Consider the following 15,117-nt stretch of genomic DNA (forward strand, 5'->3'; position numbering starts at 1 on the left):
CGACCTACCGTAGGTCGTTTTTTGACCCCTTCGGAGAGCCCGCTTCGAAGGGGTAGAATGAGCCTTCATTTCAGCGCTGGATCTTCGCTTAGACCGGGGCGGATGCTTTAGGCTCGATCTCCCTGATACTTCCTCCGCATTTGGAGCGAACGATGGCGGGGGATGAAGTGAAGGAGAATCGGCCTTCCTCCTCGTTCGCCTTGGGAGGATAGCCCCGATTATTCGACCTCCGCCCCGCCCCGCCACCTCTAAGCGCTAGAGAATAGCTATCTTTGTAAGAACGGGGCGTATCAGAGTCGTGTGATTCATAGTAGCGCCCTTCAAAGACGATATACTCAACGCTACATCCATTAATAAGCAAGCATCATGCAGCAGTCTTCGTCAGCCTGGACTCGCTGGGCACCTCCAGTGACTCGCAATCTGATCGTCATCAACCTCCTCATCTATATTACGTCTGTCCTTCTCCTGCGTCGAGGTATTGATCTCAACGAGCTCGGAGGACTGCATTACTTCGGTGCTTCGAACTTCCACTTCTGGCAACTGATCACCTATCAGTTCCTGCACAGCACGGCCTCGATCGACCATGTGCTGTCGAATATGTTCGCCCTCTTCATGTTCGGCTCAAGTATAGAGTACTTCTGGGGAAGCAAACGCTATCTGATCTATTACCTCCTGTGCGGGGTCAGTGCTGGTCTGGTGCAAGAGCTTAGCTGGTACTACGAACTTCAGGAGGTGATGCGCTACGACTTCGTCCAGCTCCCTAGTGGACTGATCGCTCGGGATGCCTTCTTGGGCCTACTGAATACCGTCGGGGCTTCTGGAGCCGTCTTCGGTATCCTCCTTGCCTCGGGCGTACTCTTCCCCAATTCGTACGTCCTCATAGGCTTTGCCCTCCCGCTCAAGATGAAGTACTTCGTTTTCCTCTACGGCGTCATCGAGCTCTACGCTGGTATTCACAATACGTGGGGACAGGTGGCGCACTTCGCCCACCTCGGTGGGATGATCGGTGGGGCTATACTCATCTACCTCTGGCGCAAGAAGGGAGTCATCCGATAGACGACTGATGAACTGGCATAAGCTATATAAGGACTATTGGCAGGAAGGCACGTGGACACTGCGTCTGATCATCCTGCACACCCTGGGCTATCTGCTCCTAGGGCTTCTCTCCTGGTGCTGTACGCTCATCGCCCCCTTACGCTGGTGGGATCTGGGGCGGTACCTCTCGTTCTACCCTGAGTGGAGTAAGGTGCTCACCCAGCCGTGGAGCTTGGTGACCTACGCCCTGCCTCACTTCAACTTCCTGCACTTCCTCAGCAATATGTGCTTGGTCTATACGCTGCTCCCTACGATGGAGGGGCTCATTGGGTCTCGGCACTTCCTCTGGGCGTACTTGGGGGGGATTGTAGCTGGAGCCTTGGTCTATCTCCTAGGCTATCAGCTCCTCGGGGCAGAGCTCATCCTCCCTCTGTCGCTACAGGGGGCTTCTGCTGCTATCCTAAGTGTGTGTGCTGCGGGCATCACGGTGGATCGCAAGATCCTCTCCATGTTCACCCTGCGCTTTAGTGGTAGGAGCATCCCTCCGATTGCCCTCTGGATCCTCCTCTTCTTTATCTTCCTCAGTGCAGGACGGAGCAACCTAGGCGGGCATCTGGCTCACCTCGGTGGTCTCCTCTTCGGTGTAGGCTGTGGTCTCTACTACCGCCATCGCTTGCGTAGCCTGAGGAGCACCACGAATACCGACCTAGAGAGCCTGCTGGAGAAGATCCGTCACTCGGGTATCCACAGCCTCAGCCCTATCGAACGTCGCCTCCTGATGGAGCATAGTAGCTCTACCGAAGACAAGAACTAAAACCTTCCCCCACGGCTATCCAACAATGAAGCTTCGTGCCCTTTTCACCATCAGTTCACGTATAGCACGTATCCTCCTCCTAGTGGGTACGCTCCTCGTCTCTGGAGCGTACCTCCTCGGGGCTTACTCTGGGTATATCCCTCCCGTGCGATGGATTATCCCTGCCTTCCTTGGTCTCTTCTTCCCCGCTCTGCTGGTCGCACAGATCGGAGTCACTATCTTCTGGCTCCTGGCTTGGGACAAGCGTAGGCTTCTCCTGGTGGCAGCTGTGTGGCTGATCTCCCTGCCCCAGCTCCTCGTCTACTTCCCGATCAGTAGGGCTGAGAAGAGCTTAGGCACGGAGGAGGAATCGCTTCGCATACTCTCCTACAACGTCTGCGCCTTTGGCTTCAAGCCCCACACAAAGACGAGTCCTAATGCCACGCTCCAGTACATCAAGAGCAGTGGTGCCGATATCGTCTGTATCCAGGAAGCGATGCTCAATCAGAATCCTTGGGCTGGTGTCGTCTCCAAGACCCTACGGAGCTATCTGGACGAGGACTATCCCTACATCAATGTGATCCGTGTCAATCGTGGGGGAAGCACCCTAGCGCTCCTCTCTAAGTATCCCATCAAGGAAGCCAAGGAGATCCCCCTGCCTTCGTGGGTCAACGGAGCGGTAGCCTACAAGGTCGATATACGAGGCAAGGAGACCCTCGTGATCAATGTCCATCTGGAGTCCTTCCGCCTACGTCGTGTCGACGGGGAGGACTATCTCCGCCTGGCGAAGGATGGGGATGCCATCCGGCTGAAAGACGCTCTGCGTGCTAAGCTTAGCCCTACCTTCCGCTCGCACAACATCCAGGCTAATATCATCCATGATCTGATACAGAGCCATGGCTCTGGGCGGGTCATCGTCTGTGGTGACTTCAATGATACTCCGCTCTCCTATGCTCGGTACAAGATCGGCGAAGGCCTCGAAGATGCCTTCGTCAGCAAAGGCAATGGGCTCGGGATCTCCTTCCATACACGCCCCTTCTTTGTGCGTATCGACCACATCCTCTTTGGCCCTGCCTTCCGGGCCCTTCGCTGTGAAGTCGACAAGACGGCATCGGAGTCCGATCACTACCCGATAGAGGCTGTACTCACTACCTCCGGCGTCACAGATCCTAACTAACTATCCCCCCTTCCCGACATGCTTAGCAAGAAGATACGGCAGTACCTCATCGACTTTCTTGTCGGCCCGCTTTGGCTGCAGAGTGAGGGCGAAGACCGCTACCAGCGGCGCTTCGACGCTATAGGATATACCGATGACCCAGAGGAGATGAAGCTCTTCCCTATAGTCATCATCCCCTCGGGTTTCTTCAAGCGGGAGTACTACGGCACACCCCGCACGCTCCCTGAGCTTCCCTTAGCCCAGTGGAGGGGTATCCCCCTGCTCTTCGGTGAGCCCCGAGAGGAGTGGAATGCAGACCGCACCCAGCTGATCATCCATGCCGACATCATCGCTTCGACCTACTTCCTCATATCACGCTATGAGGAGATGTGCCGTCGGAGCGAGCGGGACGATCACGGGCGTTTCTTAGGGAAGAACTCCCTGCCTTATCGGGCGGGCTTCCTACACCGCCCCATCGTCGACGAATATGGTGAAGCCCTCCGCTCTATACTGCTGGAGTCAGGGATCACCGAGCGCTACCGCCTCAGGATGGAGGAGCGTCCCACGACCTTCTCTAAAGTGAATCTTACCCACGACCTAGCACGCCCCTATAACTATCGGGGCTGGCGTAGCTTCCTCCGTGCTTGGCTCAAGGAGAAGAAGCCCCCACTACAGGCGCTACGACTGAGCTTCTCGGCGGACGTCGAGGACGACTACTATACCTACCCGAAGTTCCTCAAGTGGGATCGGGAGCTGTGTGACAAGTTGGGAGAGGATCGGGGGCAGATCATGCTCTTCATCCGAATGCCCTCGCGTCATCCTCTGGATAAGCCTCTCTACAATCCCCGCTCACCCTATATCCGCAGGGTCCTGGCAGTAGGGGCGAAGTACAAGGCCCGGCTAGGGCTCCAGTGTAGCTACGCCGCAGGGCATCGGGCTGAGCGCATCAAGCAAGAGCGTATGCTCTTTGAGAAGATCTTCCGACAGAAGCCCCGAGGCCTCCGGCACAATAAGCTCACTTCGTGCGAACCAGAGGATCTCCTACAAGCGTACTTCTCGGGCTTCCGCAACGACTACACGATGGGCTATGCCGACGTCGTAGGCTTTCGCCTAGGGACAGCTCGCCCGGTCAAGTTCATCAACCCCAACACACGCCTACTGACGGAGCTGATTCTCCACCCGCTCATCCTGAGAGACCTCACGCTTAGCGATCCGAGGTATATGGCGCTGGAGCAAGCCGAGGCCGAGGCGGTAGCCACTGATCTGGTCCGTACTACCGCCCGCTACAATGGCGAGCTAAATCTCCTCTGGCACAACGATCTCCTCTCCCCCCAAGCACATCCGTGGCACTCGGTCCTCTACCGCTCCATCCTTCGTCTCATCGAGGAGCTCGGTACTGAGTCGCCCGTTTCGCCTACTCATCACTAGAGGCACCTCCTCTACTGAGTCCCTCTCTCATCATCTTCATGCAAGCCTCTCCCTTTAGTCCCCTCGCTCTCCGCTATCCATCTTCCTTCCCTTACTTGGTCTTCGCTGGTCCCTGCAGTGCCGAGACCCAGGAGCAAACCTATGCCACAGCCAAGGCTCTTCGGGCGGGCGGTGTCCGCTTCTTCCGGGCAAGTCTCTGGAAGCCACGCACGCGTCCAGGTTCCTTCGAGGGTGTCGGTCGGGAGGGCTTACCTTGGCTACGACGGATTGAGGAGGAGTTGGGCATGCAGGTGGCTACCGAGGTTGCTTCAGCCTCGCATGTAGAGGAAGCGCTACGGGCTGGGCTCAATACCTTCTGGATAGGAGCACGCACGACGACGAGCCCCTTCGCTGTGGCAGAGCTGGCAGAAGCCCTCTCAGGCGAAGATGTGACGGTATTGGTGAAGAACCCCCTCAACCCCGATATCGAGCTCTGGGAAGGAGCACTGCTTCGCCTCAAGAGCGCAGGGGTAGACCGCATCGCTGCTATTCATCGAGGCTTCAGCACCTACGGGAAAGGCTTCTACCGCAACGCTCCTCTCTGGCAGATACCCATCGAGCTACGTCGCCGGCATCCAGCACTGACGATCCTCGTGGATCCCAGTCATATCTCCGGTAGGAGAGACCTCGTCCCTCTGGTGAGTCGTATAGGGCTCGAGATGAACTTCTCCGGCTTGATGGTCGAGACCCATCTCCAGCCTGACGAGGCCTGGAGTGACGCAGCGCAGCAGTTGACTCCCGAGGCGCTCTTCCAGCTCATCGCCGAGCTGGATATTCGCCCGGCATCGCTGGCCGATAGCCCCCAGCTCCGAGGGTTGCGCAGTGAGATCGATGAGCTTGACAGGAAGCTCCTACACCTCCTGCAGGAGCGGATGAAGGTCTCAGAGCGCATCGGAGCGATCAAGGCCGAGAGCCATCTGCCGATCGTACAGCCGGAGCGCTATCGTGCCCTCATCGAGGATCGCCTCAGTGAGGGGCGTCTCCTCGGCTTAGACGAGGGCTTCCTCAGGGAGCTCTTCAGCTCCATCCACGAAGCCTCTGTTCACACCCAGCATACCGACACTAAGTGACCATGAAGCTCCACCGCTTTGTCCTGACCCTCGGATCCAATAGCCAGCCCCAAGCGCACCTAGCCTTTGTCCGAGGCGAACTAGAGCGTCTCTGCCTCGAGCGCCTTACCTTCTCTCCTGCCCGGGAGTCGGCGCCCGTCTGCTTTGGCCTCTCGGATGCCCCCTTCACCGACATCGTGTCGGTAGGGGAGACGCACCTCGAGCAAGAGGACTTTGCACGCCTGCTCAAGGAGCTTGAATGCCGAGCAGGGCGTACCTCCGACCAGCGAAGGTCTTCCCCCGCCGAGATCCCTGTAGACATCGACCTCATCGTCTGGGATAGACAGGTGCTCAAGCCTCAGGATCTCTCCCGCCCTTACCTTATCCAGGGACTCGAAGATCTGGGAGAAGCGCTCCTCCCGGAATAGGCTCAATTGCCTTCCCTTAGTAGAATACCCTCTCTTCTAAGACGCCTGTCCTCCCTCTGGGAAGGAGCGTTGCTCATACCTTCGAGCGAACTTCTTCTCAGCGAGCTAGCTTTCCCTTTGCTTCGGGACCTTTCCCTTCGTAGCTCGGTCAACCTTAGCCCTTCCATTTCTCTTCCTCTTCATTAGAACCTCTTGGCACCCGTCATCGGTGCTAGGAGAAGGCTTCCCCTGCGCCTGCTTCTCCTGGAGTGAAATTGCTCCGAGGGAAGCACCAGTAGCGCTTCTCGGGTGGCACTACTGGTGCCTCAGGGGAAGCGCTACTAGCGCCTCTCGAGGAGTAATGCGAGGAGCTGGAAGCGACTAGCTGTGAAGAGAAGATGCTTCGCCGAGTGCTCCCGTGCTCACTGGGTTACCTTTCCCCGAGCATCTAGAGGCGAAGCGAAGGGCTTCCGTACCGCCTAGTTCGTCGAGACGAGGAACTTAGTCGGCTGATAATTGCTCATATAGGGATTTTGAGCTACTTTTGCAGGCAAGTTGAGTACCCTCCCCAGGAGTAAGTGCATCACGAAGGCGCCCAGATGGTGGAATGGTAGACACGAGGGACTTAAAATCCCTTGACCTATAGGTTGTGTGGGTTCGAGCCCCACTCTGGGTACAGGCGCTAGTGCAACCCCTCTGTAATTCATAGGATTACAGAGGGGTTGTTTTGCTAGCGGACGATTTGGCGGACACTTTAGGGGCGGATTCCCCCTTCTAATGAGCCCTGAGCAGAATGGCTTGGAGCTCATTTTTTATACCGCCATGCCTTCCGAAGGGGAGGAGGCCCTTCTTCCCCGAGGTGGGTGAGCCAAGGGAGACGAAAGACGGAGCCTTGGGAAGAAAATTTTAGCACTTCAGGAGCTTCGAAGGAGGCAGTAAGAAATTTTTTTTCGAGGCACTACTATTTTTTCTTACTTGTGAAAAGATGTTGTGCTTTCGACTAGAAGGCCTTCTAAACCCTGATGTACAGCGGGAAGTAAAAACTGTGGTCGAGCCTGTCGCCTTCGTGTGAGCAGGAGAAATCGGAGGGGAGAACCAGAAAAATCACTAGCGAATTAGTAGAAATGTATAGAAGTGTTTGGTAGTATGAAAATATGTCGTATCTTTGTAGTGTGTTTTTCATGGTATTAGATTTAAGGTTAACAGAGAATAGGGGCTGTCGGGAGACAGTCCCTATTTGCTTTATATCCCTCGGGGTAGTTTAGCCCGCTATGCCCCACAAAGGAAGGCTCCCAGAGAGCTAGCTGTCTGCTAGTTCCCTGGGAGCCTTCCTTTTGTTCGGAGTGGGGCTGTGGCGCCCGCTCTGAGCTATCGCTGGGGGATTAGAGCCCCGTGTAGTTGTGTGGGGAGATACGGTGCATCTCTTCCTTGATCACATCGCTGACGCTGAGGCTCTCGATGAAGTCGTAGATCGACTTCTCCGTGATCGCTGTATTGGTGCGGGTGAGCTCCTTGAGCGCTTCGTAGGGCTTGGGGTAGCCCTCACGTCGAAGGATCGTCTGAAGTGCTTCGGCTACGACAGCCCAGTTGTGCTCGAGGTCACGGTAGAGCGCCTCCTTATTGAGCAGTACCTTCCCGAGCCCCTTGCGCAGGCTCTTCAGAGCGATCATGCTGTGGGCAAGGGGGACACCTACATTGCGTAGGACGGTGGAGTCCGTGAGGTCACGCTGCAGACGAGATATAGGTAGCTTGCGGGCGAGGAAACCGTAGATCGAGTTAGCGAGCCCTAGGTTGCCTTCGGCATTCTCGAAGTCAATAGGATTGACCTTGTGGGGCATCGCCGAGGAGCCTACCTCGCCAGCACGGATCTGTTGCTTGAAGTAATCCATCGAGATATACATCCAGAAGTCCCGAGCCAGATCAATGAGGATGACATTGATGCGGGAGAGGACATCGAAGAGTGCCGCCATCTGGTCATAGTTGGAGATCTGCGTGGTGAAGGCTTCACGCTCCAAGCCGAGACTCCGGACGAACTCCCCTGCAAAGCGCTTCCAGTCATGCTGGGGATAGGCTACGACGTGGGCGTTGAAGTTCCCTGTCGCTCCCCCGAACTTCGCTGTGTGGGGAATACTCTCCAGAGTCTTGAGTTGCTCCTGTAGACGGTAGACATAGACCTCTATCTCCTTGCCCAGACGAGTAGGCGAAGCAGGCTGCCCATGAGTACGGGCAAGCATGGAGACGTCCTTCCACTCATTGGCATAGAACTGCAGTTGATCGATGAGACCACCGAACTCGGGGAGGAAGACGCGCTCCACAGCCTCACGGATCATCAGCGGGAAGGCTGTGTTGTTGATGTCCTGCGAGGTGAGTCCGAAGTGGACGAACTCCTTCTCGTCACTCAGCCCTAGGGCATCGAACTGCTCCTTGATATAGTACTCGACAGCCTTGACATCGTGGTTAGTGACTCGCTCGATCTCCTTAATTCGCTGGGCATCCTCAGTGGTGAGGCTGAGGTAGATATCATGAAGCCGATCTCTACGCCCACCGCTTAGGATACCTCTCAGATGAGGGAGCTCTTCGCAGAGGGCTATGAAGTAAAGGATCTCTACCCGTACGCGGTAGCGGATGAGAGCTTCCTCGGAGAAGTACTGGGCTAAAGCCTCTGCTTGCCCGCGGTAACGACCATCAATAGGAGAGATGGACTGAAGCGAATCGAACTGCATGATTGCTGAATGATGGAGGGTGGGATGAATAGGGGGAAAAGTGAAGCGAAGCACCCCGTCTCAAGAGCTTTGAGTGAAGAGTGCTTCGCTTATGCGGTATTCTTAGCGTAGACGCTGAGAGGCTCTCACCAGAGTCTCATCGTAGATCATACGGCGAGAGGCCAAGTAGAGCAGTGGAAGACAAATAATAGGGAGTGCGAGGGGGAAGCGGACGGCAAAGCTTGCATCATTCTCTGTGCAGAATTGCCAGCTAGCCCAAGCGATGTAGATGAGTTCCCCTAGGATCACCAGGAGCGTCAGTATCGTCAGACGCATCTGGAGGATACGGCGCTTGTAGAGGAAGATCAGTGCTAGCGATCCCAGAGCAGTGAGTACGCTGAGGATCCCGATGCCCCAGACGCTGTGTAGCGATGCCCCGTCTACGGCACTATAGATACGCCAGTTGTCCAGGACACAAGCCTGGCCTGAGGGGAGGGTGAAGACGGCGATGTCCTGGAAGGCAAAGAGTACCATCAGTAGCCCCACAAGCAGGAGCCAGACGGTCTGTATACGTTGCCACATAGAGGCAGCTGATGTAGGTGTTAGGGATTACTTCTTACTACGGCCAGCGATGTTGTGGTACAGCTCGCCGTCTTCGTATTCCTTCGCTGCGATGAGGGTAGCCTTAGGCATACGCTCGTACTGGCGGGAGATCTCGATCTGCTCTTCGTTCTCTACCATCTCCTGCTGGTCATCCGTGTAGACGGCGAACTCTTGCAACTTAGCTTCGAGCTCCTGCTTCGTCTCTTGAGCGATCTGGTTAGCACGCTTAGCGATGATCATGACCGTCTCGTAGATGTTCTCAGTATCCTTGCTGAGGCTGACCATATCACGACTGATCGTGTTGGTCGGTACATTCTTTTTGTACTTAGGCATATTTATTATTCTCTGTGATTACTTGGTAGGGATTAGTCGCTGACCTTCTTGCTATTCATTCGCTCAAAGATCTTCTGTGCCTGCTTGGTGTAGACACCGTTGGGGAAGTCATTGAGGTAAGCGTAGTAAGTGTCGATGACATCGCGTAGTCGCTCCTGGAGCTTCTCGGGGACGCTGAGGTCGGCCTGCTCTGCCTTGGCACGGAGTACTAGGTAGGTAAGCTCCTCCTTGTGACGGGTGTAAGGGTAGTCCTTCAGAGCGTTCTGAGCTGTGATGATGCACGACTCATAGTTGTTCCCCAGATAGAGTCCGAGGTTGTAGTAGAGACGGGCAGCGAGGAATTCTTTGTAGGCAAGCTTGTCCTGTAGCTCAAAGAGCATTTGCTCCACCTCAGCTCTGTGCTGTCCCTCGGGGTAGAACTCTAGGTAGGACTGCAGCTCCTTGATAGCTCCGATGGTAGCGCTCTGGTCGAGTCGAGGGTCGGGCGACGCCTGGAAGAGGCAGTAGCCGGCCTTGAAGCGGGCTTCTTCGGCCATGGGGCCCTTAGGGTAGCTCGTATAGTAGTTCTGGAAGTAACGTGAGGCTTCGCTCTCATCGCCCTGCTGTAGGTAGGCGTCAGCGAGCAGGTAGGTACTCTGAGGACCTTCGCTGGTGCCCACGAACTGGGGGACAATATCTTCCAGCAGGTTCACTACACGGCCATACTTCTTCTCGTTGTAGCTCTTCTTGGCGAAGGAGTAGCGCTCGTTGAGGTCTGACGACTTCTGCACACGGTAGTATTCACCGCATGAAGAGAGGAGCATCAGTCCTACGCAAGCTATACAAAGTCTCTTGATCATATCGTAATATCTCATCAGGGTCCAGCTGTGATACACTGAGCCTCGGCAAAGATACTATTTTCGCTTGAAAGCGTGTGCTTTTCCTTACCCTTTGGAGCGGGTAATATCAGTGGTCATGGTGCGTCTGCCTTCTGAGTAGCTACCACAGCTCACTCGCTCTGCTGGGCGGGGAGGCTCTCTAGGTGCCTGCTCCTTCCTCTGAGGAGGGGGGCAGGGTGTGGGCTATAGATATCGGGAGCACGGTGGCTAAAGCATACATCTACCGCTGTAGACGAGCTTTAGACCGAACCATGCACCTACTGTGTCGGCGTATCGATAGGCTCTGCAGCACGAAGGCATCCCTGTCGGGCCCTATGGGGTGCAGGGGCGGTTTTGGATAGGTTGGAGGAACATGAAGAAAACCCCTGCTAGTACCAGACCCATAGAGATCCGAGACAGAGTAGCGTCCCTGTCCTACTTATCACAAGCGGGTGCATGCACTACGGGCCCAAGGGCTCTAGCACACACAGCTGTAGGAGGATCAAAAGATTATCGAGGGATATTCTAGTGAGGTGAGCTTCTCTCTTACTTGGCCACCCGAGGTAAAGGGTAGCGAAGTGGTACGCGCGACACATTTCAATATCTGGAAGCCACTGCGAGCCTCGGCGAAGCTAGGGCAGAAAGACTTCCTTCTCTACGTCCGTATGTCCTAGACTGGACAGATGGGGTAGACGAAGGTGCACACATCGGAGAGATGTCACTAGTAGAGAGCATCTCATGGCAATGCCTTTCCAATCTTATTCCCGAGATTGACACATTGGATCTCATGAGCAGGTCTCCTGGCTTATCACCCTAGATTCTCTTCTCTACGATCCTTCCCAAGTCCTTGTCTCACTCTATCCCGATCATCTCTCGCTCGTGGAGCGGAGGGGCTAGAGGGAGTCCTTAGACTCAGTGGCGAAGTACTCAGCTCGTTCCCAGAGGGGCTGGCCTGTACTTCCTGGTAGGAAGAGCCTTCAGATACTCCGGAGACTGAGCTTCGGAGTGCTGGAGGGAGTGACTTACAGTAGCGGGTACTGCGTCGGACTTACACCGACTTCCCTTGCTACCCCTTCTCCAGAACTAGTGCGCTTCACCAGCCATTATCATCGGGGTATACTCGTAAGACATCACAAAGGTAAACAAAAATATTGACTGCCCTAATTGCTCCCTCTACGTTCCATCATCACCTCCTATAGTTGCTTCGCGAAAGCCCCGCTCTTCCTGCTGAATGGGGTCGAAGAATTCCTTCCCCTTGGCGTCCTTCTTTCATATAAGATCGCCTAGTGAAGATTCCCGATCGATTACCAGTCTTTGAAGCCTCATCTTCCCCTCCGATTTTCTCCCTCTCTAGAGCAGGGGCGAAGAGGGGGCCAGAGACCGCTTCCAGAGGGCGTTTCGGGAGGGTCAAAAAACGACCCACGGTAGGTCGTCGAAAAACCTACTGTAGGTCGCCTGACGATCTACAGTGCATCGGTCAGGCGACCTACCGTAGGTCGTTTTTACGAGGTCTCGGGAGGAGGGAGCGTAAACTAAAATTCATCCGAATTTCCTTGGCTCAAGGCCCTGTATGTCGAGATTCCTGTGTACCTTTGTCCCAATAGCCAGAGAAGCCCCCTCTAGATCACGGGAGCGAGCCTCTGGCCAACTCTGTAAACTAGTCCTATGTCGCATAGCAACGAGCGTGAACTCCAGCTCCTGAGGAAGCACCTCCTCGCATTAGTGAGCGAAGAGAGCCCCATCGCCGGGCGTTCTATCAATGATCTATTCCTTCAGGCTGATTGTGATACGGGTGTCCTGCGCCTCTTTGACGATGAGGATCAGGAGATCAGCCATGTCCCTGTCTTCGCTTGGGCAGAGACGGGTTCGGCCGAAGTACCCTCGGAAGAGGCGGTAGAGACCCTGCGTGAACTGGTCACTCGCCTAGAGCAAAAGGGTTTCTGGGATAGGGACTGCTTTGCCCGCCCCTTCTCTATCGAGCTAGTCCGTCCTGACTTCACTGTCATCGAGGAGCTACTCTTCTTAGACGAAGACTTGATCAAGCTCGATGCACCGCTACTTGAGGGACTGAATGAAGAACTGGATAAGTTCCTCGGCGAACTTTTGGCAGATCTAAAATAAATCTCTACCTTTGCACCGCATTTGCAAGGGACACCGTCCCTCGCGTTAAGGCCGAAATAGCTCAGTTGGTAGAGCAATTCATTCGTAATGAATAGGTCGCCGGTTCGAGTCCGGCTTTCGGCTCACGTAAGAAGAAAGAGCATCACTTCCGTCAAGGAGGTGATGCTCTCTTCGTATATCCCTACTGGAGGGGCTCAGTAGCTCAGCAGAAGCCTTGTGGGGAAGTGGTCGCTGTAGCCCCCACGGTAGAAACTCCCTCCATAGGTGCGGAAGGGGACGGGATCACCGCCCGAGGCTGGTACGACCGAGTAGAAGGGACGACGGAGGGTCTCAGCACTTCCCTCGACATAGCGCAGGCGGGAGCCTCGGCGGAGGAGTGAGACCGAGAGGTGGATCTGATCGAGCTGGGACCACACGCCCTGATAGCAGTAGCTCCCTCGGGGCTTCTGCTGAGTCGCCCGATGAAGGAGTGAATAGAGCTGGGTAGATGGAGCGCTCTCTATCTCGAGCCCCTGCCGGTAGGGGAGGGACTGGAGTACCCTAGCTGTCGGCGCTTCCTCTGGGTCTCCGTTGAAGTCCCCCAGGAGAAGACAGTGTGTATGGCACCCTCCCACGGTGAGGAGCTTCTCTGTCGCTTCCCTCAGGAGTCTACAGCCCCAGCTCCTATAGCGCTCACTAGCCCATGCCCCGCCCCGACGGGAAGGAAGGTGGCAGACGAAGACGTGGAGCGTATCGCCCGAGAGTAGTCGTCCCGAGGCTCGTAGGATGGGACGGGTCTTCTTCTCGGTATCAAAGGGGAAGGTGAGTGGGAGCTCTTCACTTGATAGGAGAGTAAAGGTCCGAGGGTCGTAGAGGAGCGCTACATCGATGCCCCGACGATCCTCGCCTGAGGAGACAAGATAGCGGTAGGAGGTGTTCGCTCCGAGGGTGGTCTTCTGGAGGAGATCCTGGAGCACCGTGGCATTCTCCACCTCTACGAGACCTATGAGATCAGGGAAGGCATCTGCTCCGACGGCACTGATGACCTCAGCGATGTGCTGGAGCTTCGTCCGATAGCGCTCCTTCGTCCAGTGCTGCTCTCCGGTGGGGAGGAAGGCATCATCGTCCTTCGTAGGGTCGTCCTCGGTATCGAAGAGATTCTCCACATTGTAGCCCATGATGCGGAAGAGGTGCTCTTGCCCTAGTAGGGGAGAGCTTCCCACGAGGAGAAGGGCTAGGGAGAGGAGGTGAAGGAGACCGAAGCGCCTCCGATGGGTATCCATGGTCTGCTCGGGTGAAGGGTAGGGAGAATAAAGGTAAGGCGACTACTACACGCTTCTTGGTGAAGCGGTAGCAGTCGCCTAAATCCTTTTAGTGGAAGGCTAGTCGTGGACTAGAGGTAGCGATTGACCTTGTGCCAGTCTGCCACTGCTGGGATGACACCCATAGAGATGACTTCGTCGCGCATCTTCACCAGGTGCTCATAGCTCTTCTTGAGTGCTGCCTTTTCTTCTTCAGATCCCTTGATCTCGTGGCTGTAGTGTACGCCATCCTGGTCGATGACCGTCTCCATACCCATCACGACATGATCGAGACCGGGGAGGTTGACATAGCAGCCAGCAGGCCAGCGGAAGGGTGCTCCACCCATAGCGGCACGGATCATCTCGATCGATACATAGGCAGGGCTCTGGAAGGAAGAGCGCCCACGTAGCTTGATGATGTTAGCACCGCCCTTGGTGACACGCTGCTTGATATCTTCCCAAGTCTCAGTAGGGAGAGCTTCACTACCGATGAGTGCGGAGAGAGGCTGACCAGCTACCGAAGCACCGCTGGAGAAGACAGCCATAGCTTCGCCGTGACCGCCGTAGGTACGAGCGCCTACGACTTCACTCTGAGCGACGCCGAAGTGCTTAGCTAGTTCGCTCTGCAGACGAGTAGAGTCGAGGGCAGCCAGCGTAGTGACCTGCTCAGGACGGAGACCCGAGTGGATGAGTGTCACGAGACCAGTGATGTCTGCGGGGTTGAAGATGATGACGACGTGGCGGACGAAGGGGCAGTATGCCTTGATGTCCTTACCGAGCTGGGCAGCGATCTCTGCATTGCCCTTGAGGAGATCTTCGCGAGTCATCCCATCCTTACGAGGGGCACCCCCAGAGGATACGATGTACTTAGCTCCCGTGAGTGCCTCCTTGATATCAGAGGTGAAGGTCAGGTTAAGTCCTTCGAATCCGCAGTGACGGATTTCTTCGGCGACACCTTCGAGCCCCGTGGGGAAGGGGTCATAGAGACAAATGTTTGGAGTCAGAGACATCATGGCTGCTGTCTGAGCCATGTTCGATCCGATCATGCCTGCGGCACCTACGATCGTCAGCTTGTCTTGTGTGAGGAAGCTCATAACTGTCGTGTATTTGTGAATATGGTTATAATGTTCTATGGTACAAATGTACTCTTTTTCTCTTCGCTGATCAAGATATTCGGGCGGGAGTGTCGGAGCTGGCGGAGAATAGCGGTCTTGCTCCGAAGGCTAGACGCAGTGCCTCGCTCAGCTTAACTTCACCCCTCGGGAGACAGAGGTCGGAATGGTCCAAAATAAAACCTACGGTAGGTCGTCGATG

The 15,117-nt window shown here is 55.6% G+C and carries 13 protein-coding genes, 2 tRNA genes and 1 riboswitch; of the genes, 9 read left to right on the top strand and 6 right to left on the bottom strand.

Going from position 1 to position 15,117, the window contains the following annotated elements; translation table 11 throughout:
- Positions 1–366: 366 nt before the first annotated feature.
- The 7 genes from HMPREF1556_RS04130 (at position 367) to HMPREF1556_RS04160 (ending at position 6,583) form a co-directional block, all read left to right on the top strand.
- Positions 367–1,056, top strand: coding sequence for a rhomboid family intramembrane serine protease (locus HMPREF1556_RS04130; protein WP_044125199.1), 690 nt, complete (start codon positions 367–369; stop codon positions 1,054–1,056).
- Positions 1,057–1,063: 7 nt separating this feature from the next.
- Positions 1,064–1,849, top strand: a complete 786-nt coding sequence (locus HMPREF1556_RS04135) for a rhomboid family intramembrane serine protease (RefSeq protein ID WP_021667027.1) — start codon at positions 1,064–1,066, stop codon at positions 1,847–1,849.
- Between the two features lie 25 nt (positions 1,850–1,874).
- On the top strand, positions 1,875–3,005 hold the full coding sequence (locus tag HMPREF1556_RS04140; RefSeq protein ID WP_021667028.1) for an endonuclease/exonuclease/phosphatase family protein: 1,131 nt from the start codon (positions 1,875–1,877) through the stop codon (positions 3,003–3,005).
- A gap of 18 nt (positions 3,006–3,023) precedes the next feature.
- Entirely contained in the window at positions 3,024–4,412 is a 1,389-nt protein-coding gene (locus HMPREF1556_RS04145) for a hypothetical protein (protein ID WP_021667029.1), read from the top strand.
- Between the two features lie 38 nt (positions 4,413–4,450).
- On the top strand, positions 4,451–5,521 hold the full coding sequence (locus HMPREF1556_RS04150; RefSeq protein ID WP_021667030.1) for a bifunctional 3-deoxy-7-phosphoheptulonate synthase/chorismate mutase type II: 1,071 nt from the start codon (positions 4,451–4,453) through the stop codon (positions 5,519–5,521).
- A 2-nt stretch (positions 5,522–5,523) separates the two neighbouring features.
- Positions 5,524–5,928 (top strand): 2-amino-4-hydroxy-6-hydroxymethyldihydropteridine diphosphokinase, encoded by a 405-nt coding sequence (locus tag HMPREF1556_RS04155; protein ID WP_021667031.1) that lies wholly within the window; start codon positions 5,524–5,526, stop codon positions 5,926–5,928.
- Between the two features lie 572 nt (positions 5,929–6,500).
- Positions 6,501–6,583 (top strand) — tRNA-Leu (locus HMPREF1556_RS04160).
- Positions 6,584–7,289: 706 nt separating this feature from the next.
- Here the strand turns inward: HMPREF1556_RS04160 and purB are convergent.
- From purB to HMPREF1556_RS04180, 4 genes are all read right to left on the bottom strand, one after another.
- Entirely contained in the window at positions 7,290–8,630 is a 1,341-nt protein-coding gene (gene purB, locus HMPREF1556_RS04165) for an adenylosuccinate lyase (protein WP_021667033.1), read from the bottom strand.
- A 102-nt stretch (positions 8,631–8,732) separates the two neighbouring features.
- Complete coding sequence (locus tag HMPREF1556_RS04170) at positions 8,733–9,191, bottom strand: DUF4293 family protein (RefSeq protein ID WP_021667034.1); 459 nt, start codon at positions 9,189–9,191, stop codon at positions 8,733–8,735.
- A gap of 27 nt (positions 9,192–9,218) precedes the next feature.
- On the bottom strand, positions 9,219–9,545 hold the full coding sequence (locus tag HMPREF1556_RS04175; protein ID WP_021667035.1) for a DNA-directed RNA polymerase subunit omega: 327 nt from the start codon (positions 9,543–9,545) through the stop codon (positions 9,219–9,221).
- Between the two features lie 32 nt (positions 9,546–9,577).
- The gene (locus HMPREF1556_RS04180; protein WP_044125202.1) at positions 9,578–10,384 is read right to left on the bottom strand and encodes an outer membrane protein assembly factor BamD; all 807 of its coding nucleotides are present in this window, start codon (positions 10,382–10,384) and stop codon (positions 9,578–9,580) included.
- Between the two features lie 790 nt (positions 10,385–11,174).
- Positions 11,175–11,505, bottom strand: a riboswitch (cobalamin riboswitch).
- Between the two features lie 562 nt (positions 11,506–12,067).
- Between HMPREF1556_RS04180 and HMPREF1556_RS04185 the strand changes: the two genes are divergently transcribed.
- Together HMPREF1556_RS04185 and HMPREF1556_RS04190 are read left to right on the top strand one after the other, a co-directional pair.
- Positions 12,068–12,523 carry a hypothetical protein gene (locus tag HMPREF1556_RS04185; RefSeq protein WP_021667038.1) on the top strand — a complete coding sequence of 152 codons (456 nt, stop codon included), beginning with the start codon at positions 12,068–12,070 and terminating at the stop codon, positions 12,521–12,523.
- A 50-nt stretch (positions 12,524–12,573) separates the two neighbouring features.
- Positions 12,574–12,646: transfer RNA gene (locus tag HMPREF1556_RS04190), tRNA-Thr, on the top strand.
- Between the two features lie 71 nt (positions 12,647–12,717).
- Here the strand turns inward: HMPREF1556_RS04190 and HMPREF1556_RS04195 are convergent.
- Both HMPREF1556_RS04195 and HMPREF1556_RS04200 read right to left on the bottom strand, forming a co-directional pair.
- Complete coding sequence (locus HMPREF1556_RS04195) at positions 12,718–13,785, bottom strand: endonuclease/exonuclease/phosphatase (RefSeq protein ID WP_021667039.1); 1,068 nt, start codon at positions 13,783–13,785, stop codon at positions 12,718–12,720.
- A gap of 110 nt (positions 13,786–13,895) precedes the next feature.
- The gene (locus tag HMPREF1556_RS04200; protein WP_021667040.1) at positions 13,896–14,897 is read right to left on the bottom strand and encodes a malate dehydrogenase; all 1,002 of its coding nucleotides are present in this window, start codon (positions 14,895–14,897) and stop codon (positions 13,896–13,898) included.
- Positions 14,898–15,117: the final 220 nt, after the last annotated feature.

The sequence above is a fragment of the Porphyromonas sp. oral taxon 278 str. W7784 genome (assembly GCF_000467855.2).
Classification (GTDB): domain Bacteria; phylum Bacteroidota; class Bacteroidia; order Bacteroidales; family Porphyromonadaceae; genus Porphyromonas.

What these genes read in the sequence shown, in the direction of transcription:
- HMPREF1556_RS04130 (WP_044125199.1), top strand. Translation starts at nt 367, where the DNA reads ATGCAGCAGTCTTCGTCAGCCTGGACTCGCTGGGCACCTCCAGTGACT.
- HMPREF1556_RS04135 (WP_021667027.1), top strand. Translation starts at nt 1,064, where the DNA reads ATGAACTGGCATAAGCTATATAAGGACTATTGGCAGGAAGGCACGTGG.
- HMPREF1556_RS04140 (WP_021667028.1), top strand. Translation starts at nt 1,875, where the DNA reads ATGAAGCTTCGTGCCCTTTTCACCATCAGTTCACGTATAGCACGTATC.
- HMPREF1556_RS04145 (WP_021667029.1), top strand. Translation starts at nt 3,024, where the DNA reads ATGCTTAGCAAGAAGATACGGCAGTACCTCATCGACTTTCTTGTCGGC.
- HMPREF1556_RS04150 (WP_021667030.1), top strand. Translation starts at nt 4,451, where the DNA reads ATGCAAGCCTCTCCCTTTAGTCCCCTCGCTCTCCGCTATCCATCTTCC.
- HMPREF1556_RS04155 (WP_021667031.1), top strand. Translation starts at nt 5,524, where the DNA reads ATGAAGCTCCACCGCTTTGTCCTGACCCTCGGATCCAATAGCCAGCCC.
- purB (WP_021667033.1), bottom strand. Translation starts at nt 8,630, where the DNA reads ATGCAGTTCGATTCGCTTCAGTCCATCTCTCCTATTGATGGTCGTTAC.
- HMPREF1556_RS04170 (WP_021667034.1), bottom strand. Translation starts at nt 9,191, where the DNA reads ATGTGGCAACGTATACAGACCGTCTGGCTCCTGCTTGTGGGGCTACTG.
- HMPREF1556_RS04175 (WP_021667035.1), bottom strand. Translation starts at nt 9,545, where the DNA reads ATGCCTAAGTACAAAAAGAATGTACCGACCAACACGATCAGTCGTGAT.
- HMPREF1556_RS04180 (WP_044125202.1), bottom strand. Translation starts at nt 10,384, where the DNA reads ATGATCAAGAGACTTTGTATAGCTTGCGTAGGACTGATGCTCCTCTCT.
- HMPREF1556_RS04185 (WP_021667038.1), top strand. Translation starts at nt 12,068, where the DNA reads ATGTCGCATAGCAACGAGCGTGAACTCCAGCTCCTGAGGAAGCACCTC.
- HMPREF1556_RS04195 (WP_021667039.1), bottom strand. Translation starts at nt 13,785, where the DNA reads ATGGATACCCATCGGAGGCGCTTCGGTCTCCTTCACCTCCTCTCCCTA.
- HMPREF1556_RS04200 (WP_021667040.1), bottom strand. Translation starts at nt 14,897, where the DNA reads ATGAGCTTCCTCACACAAGACAAGCTGACGATCGTAGGTGCCGCAGGC.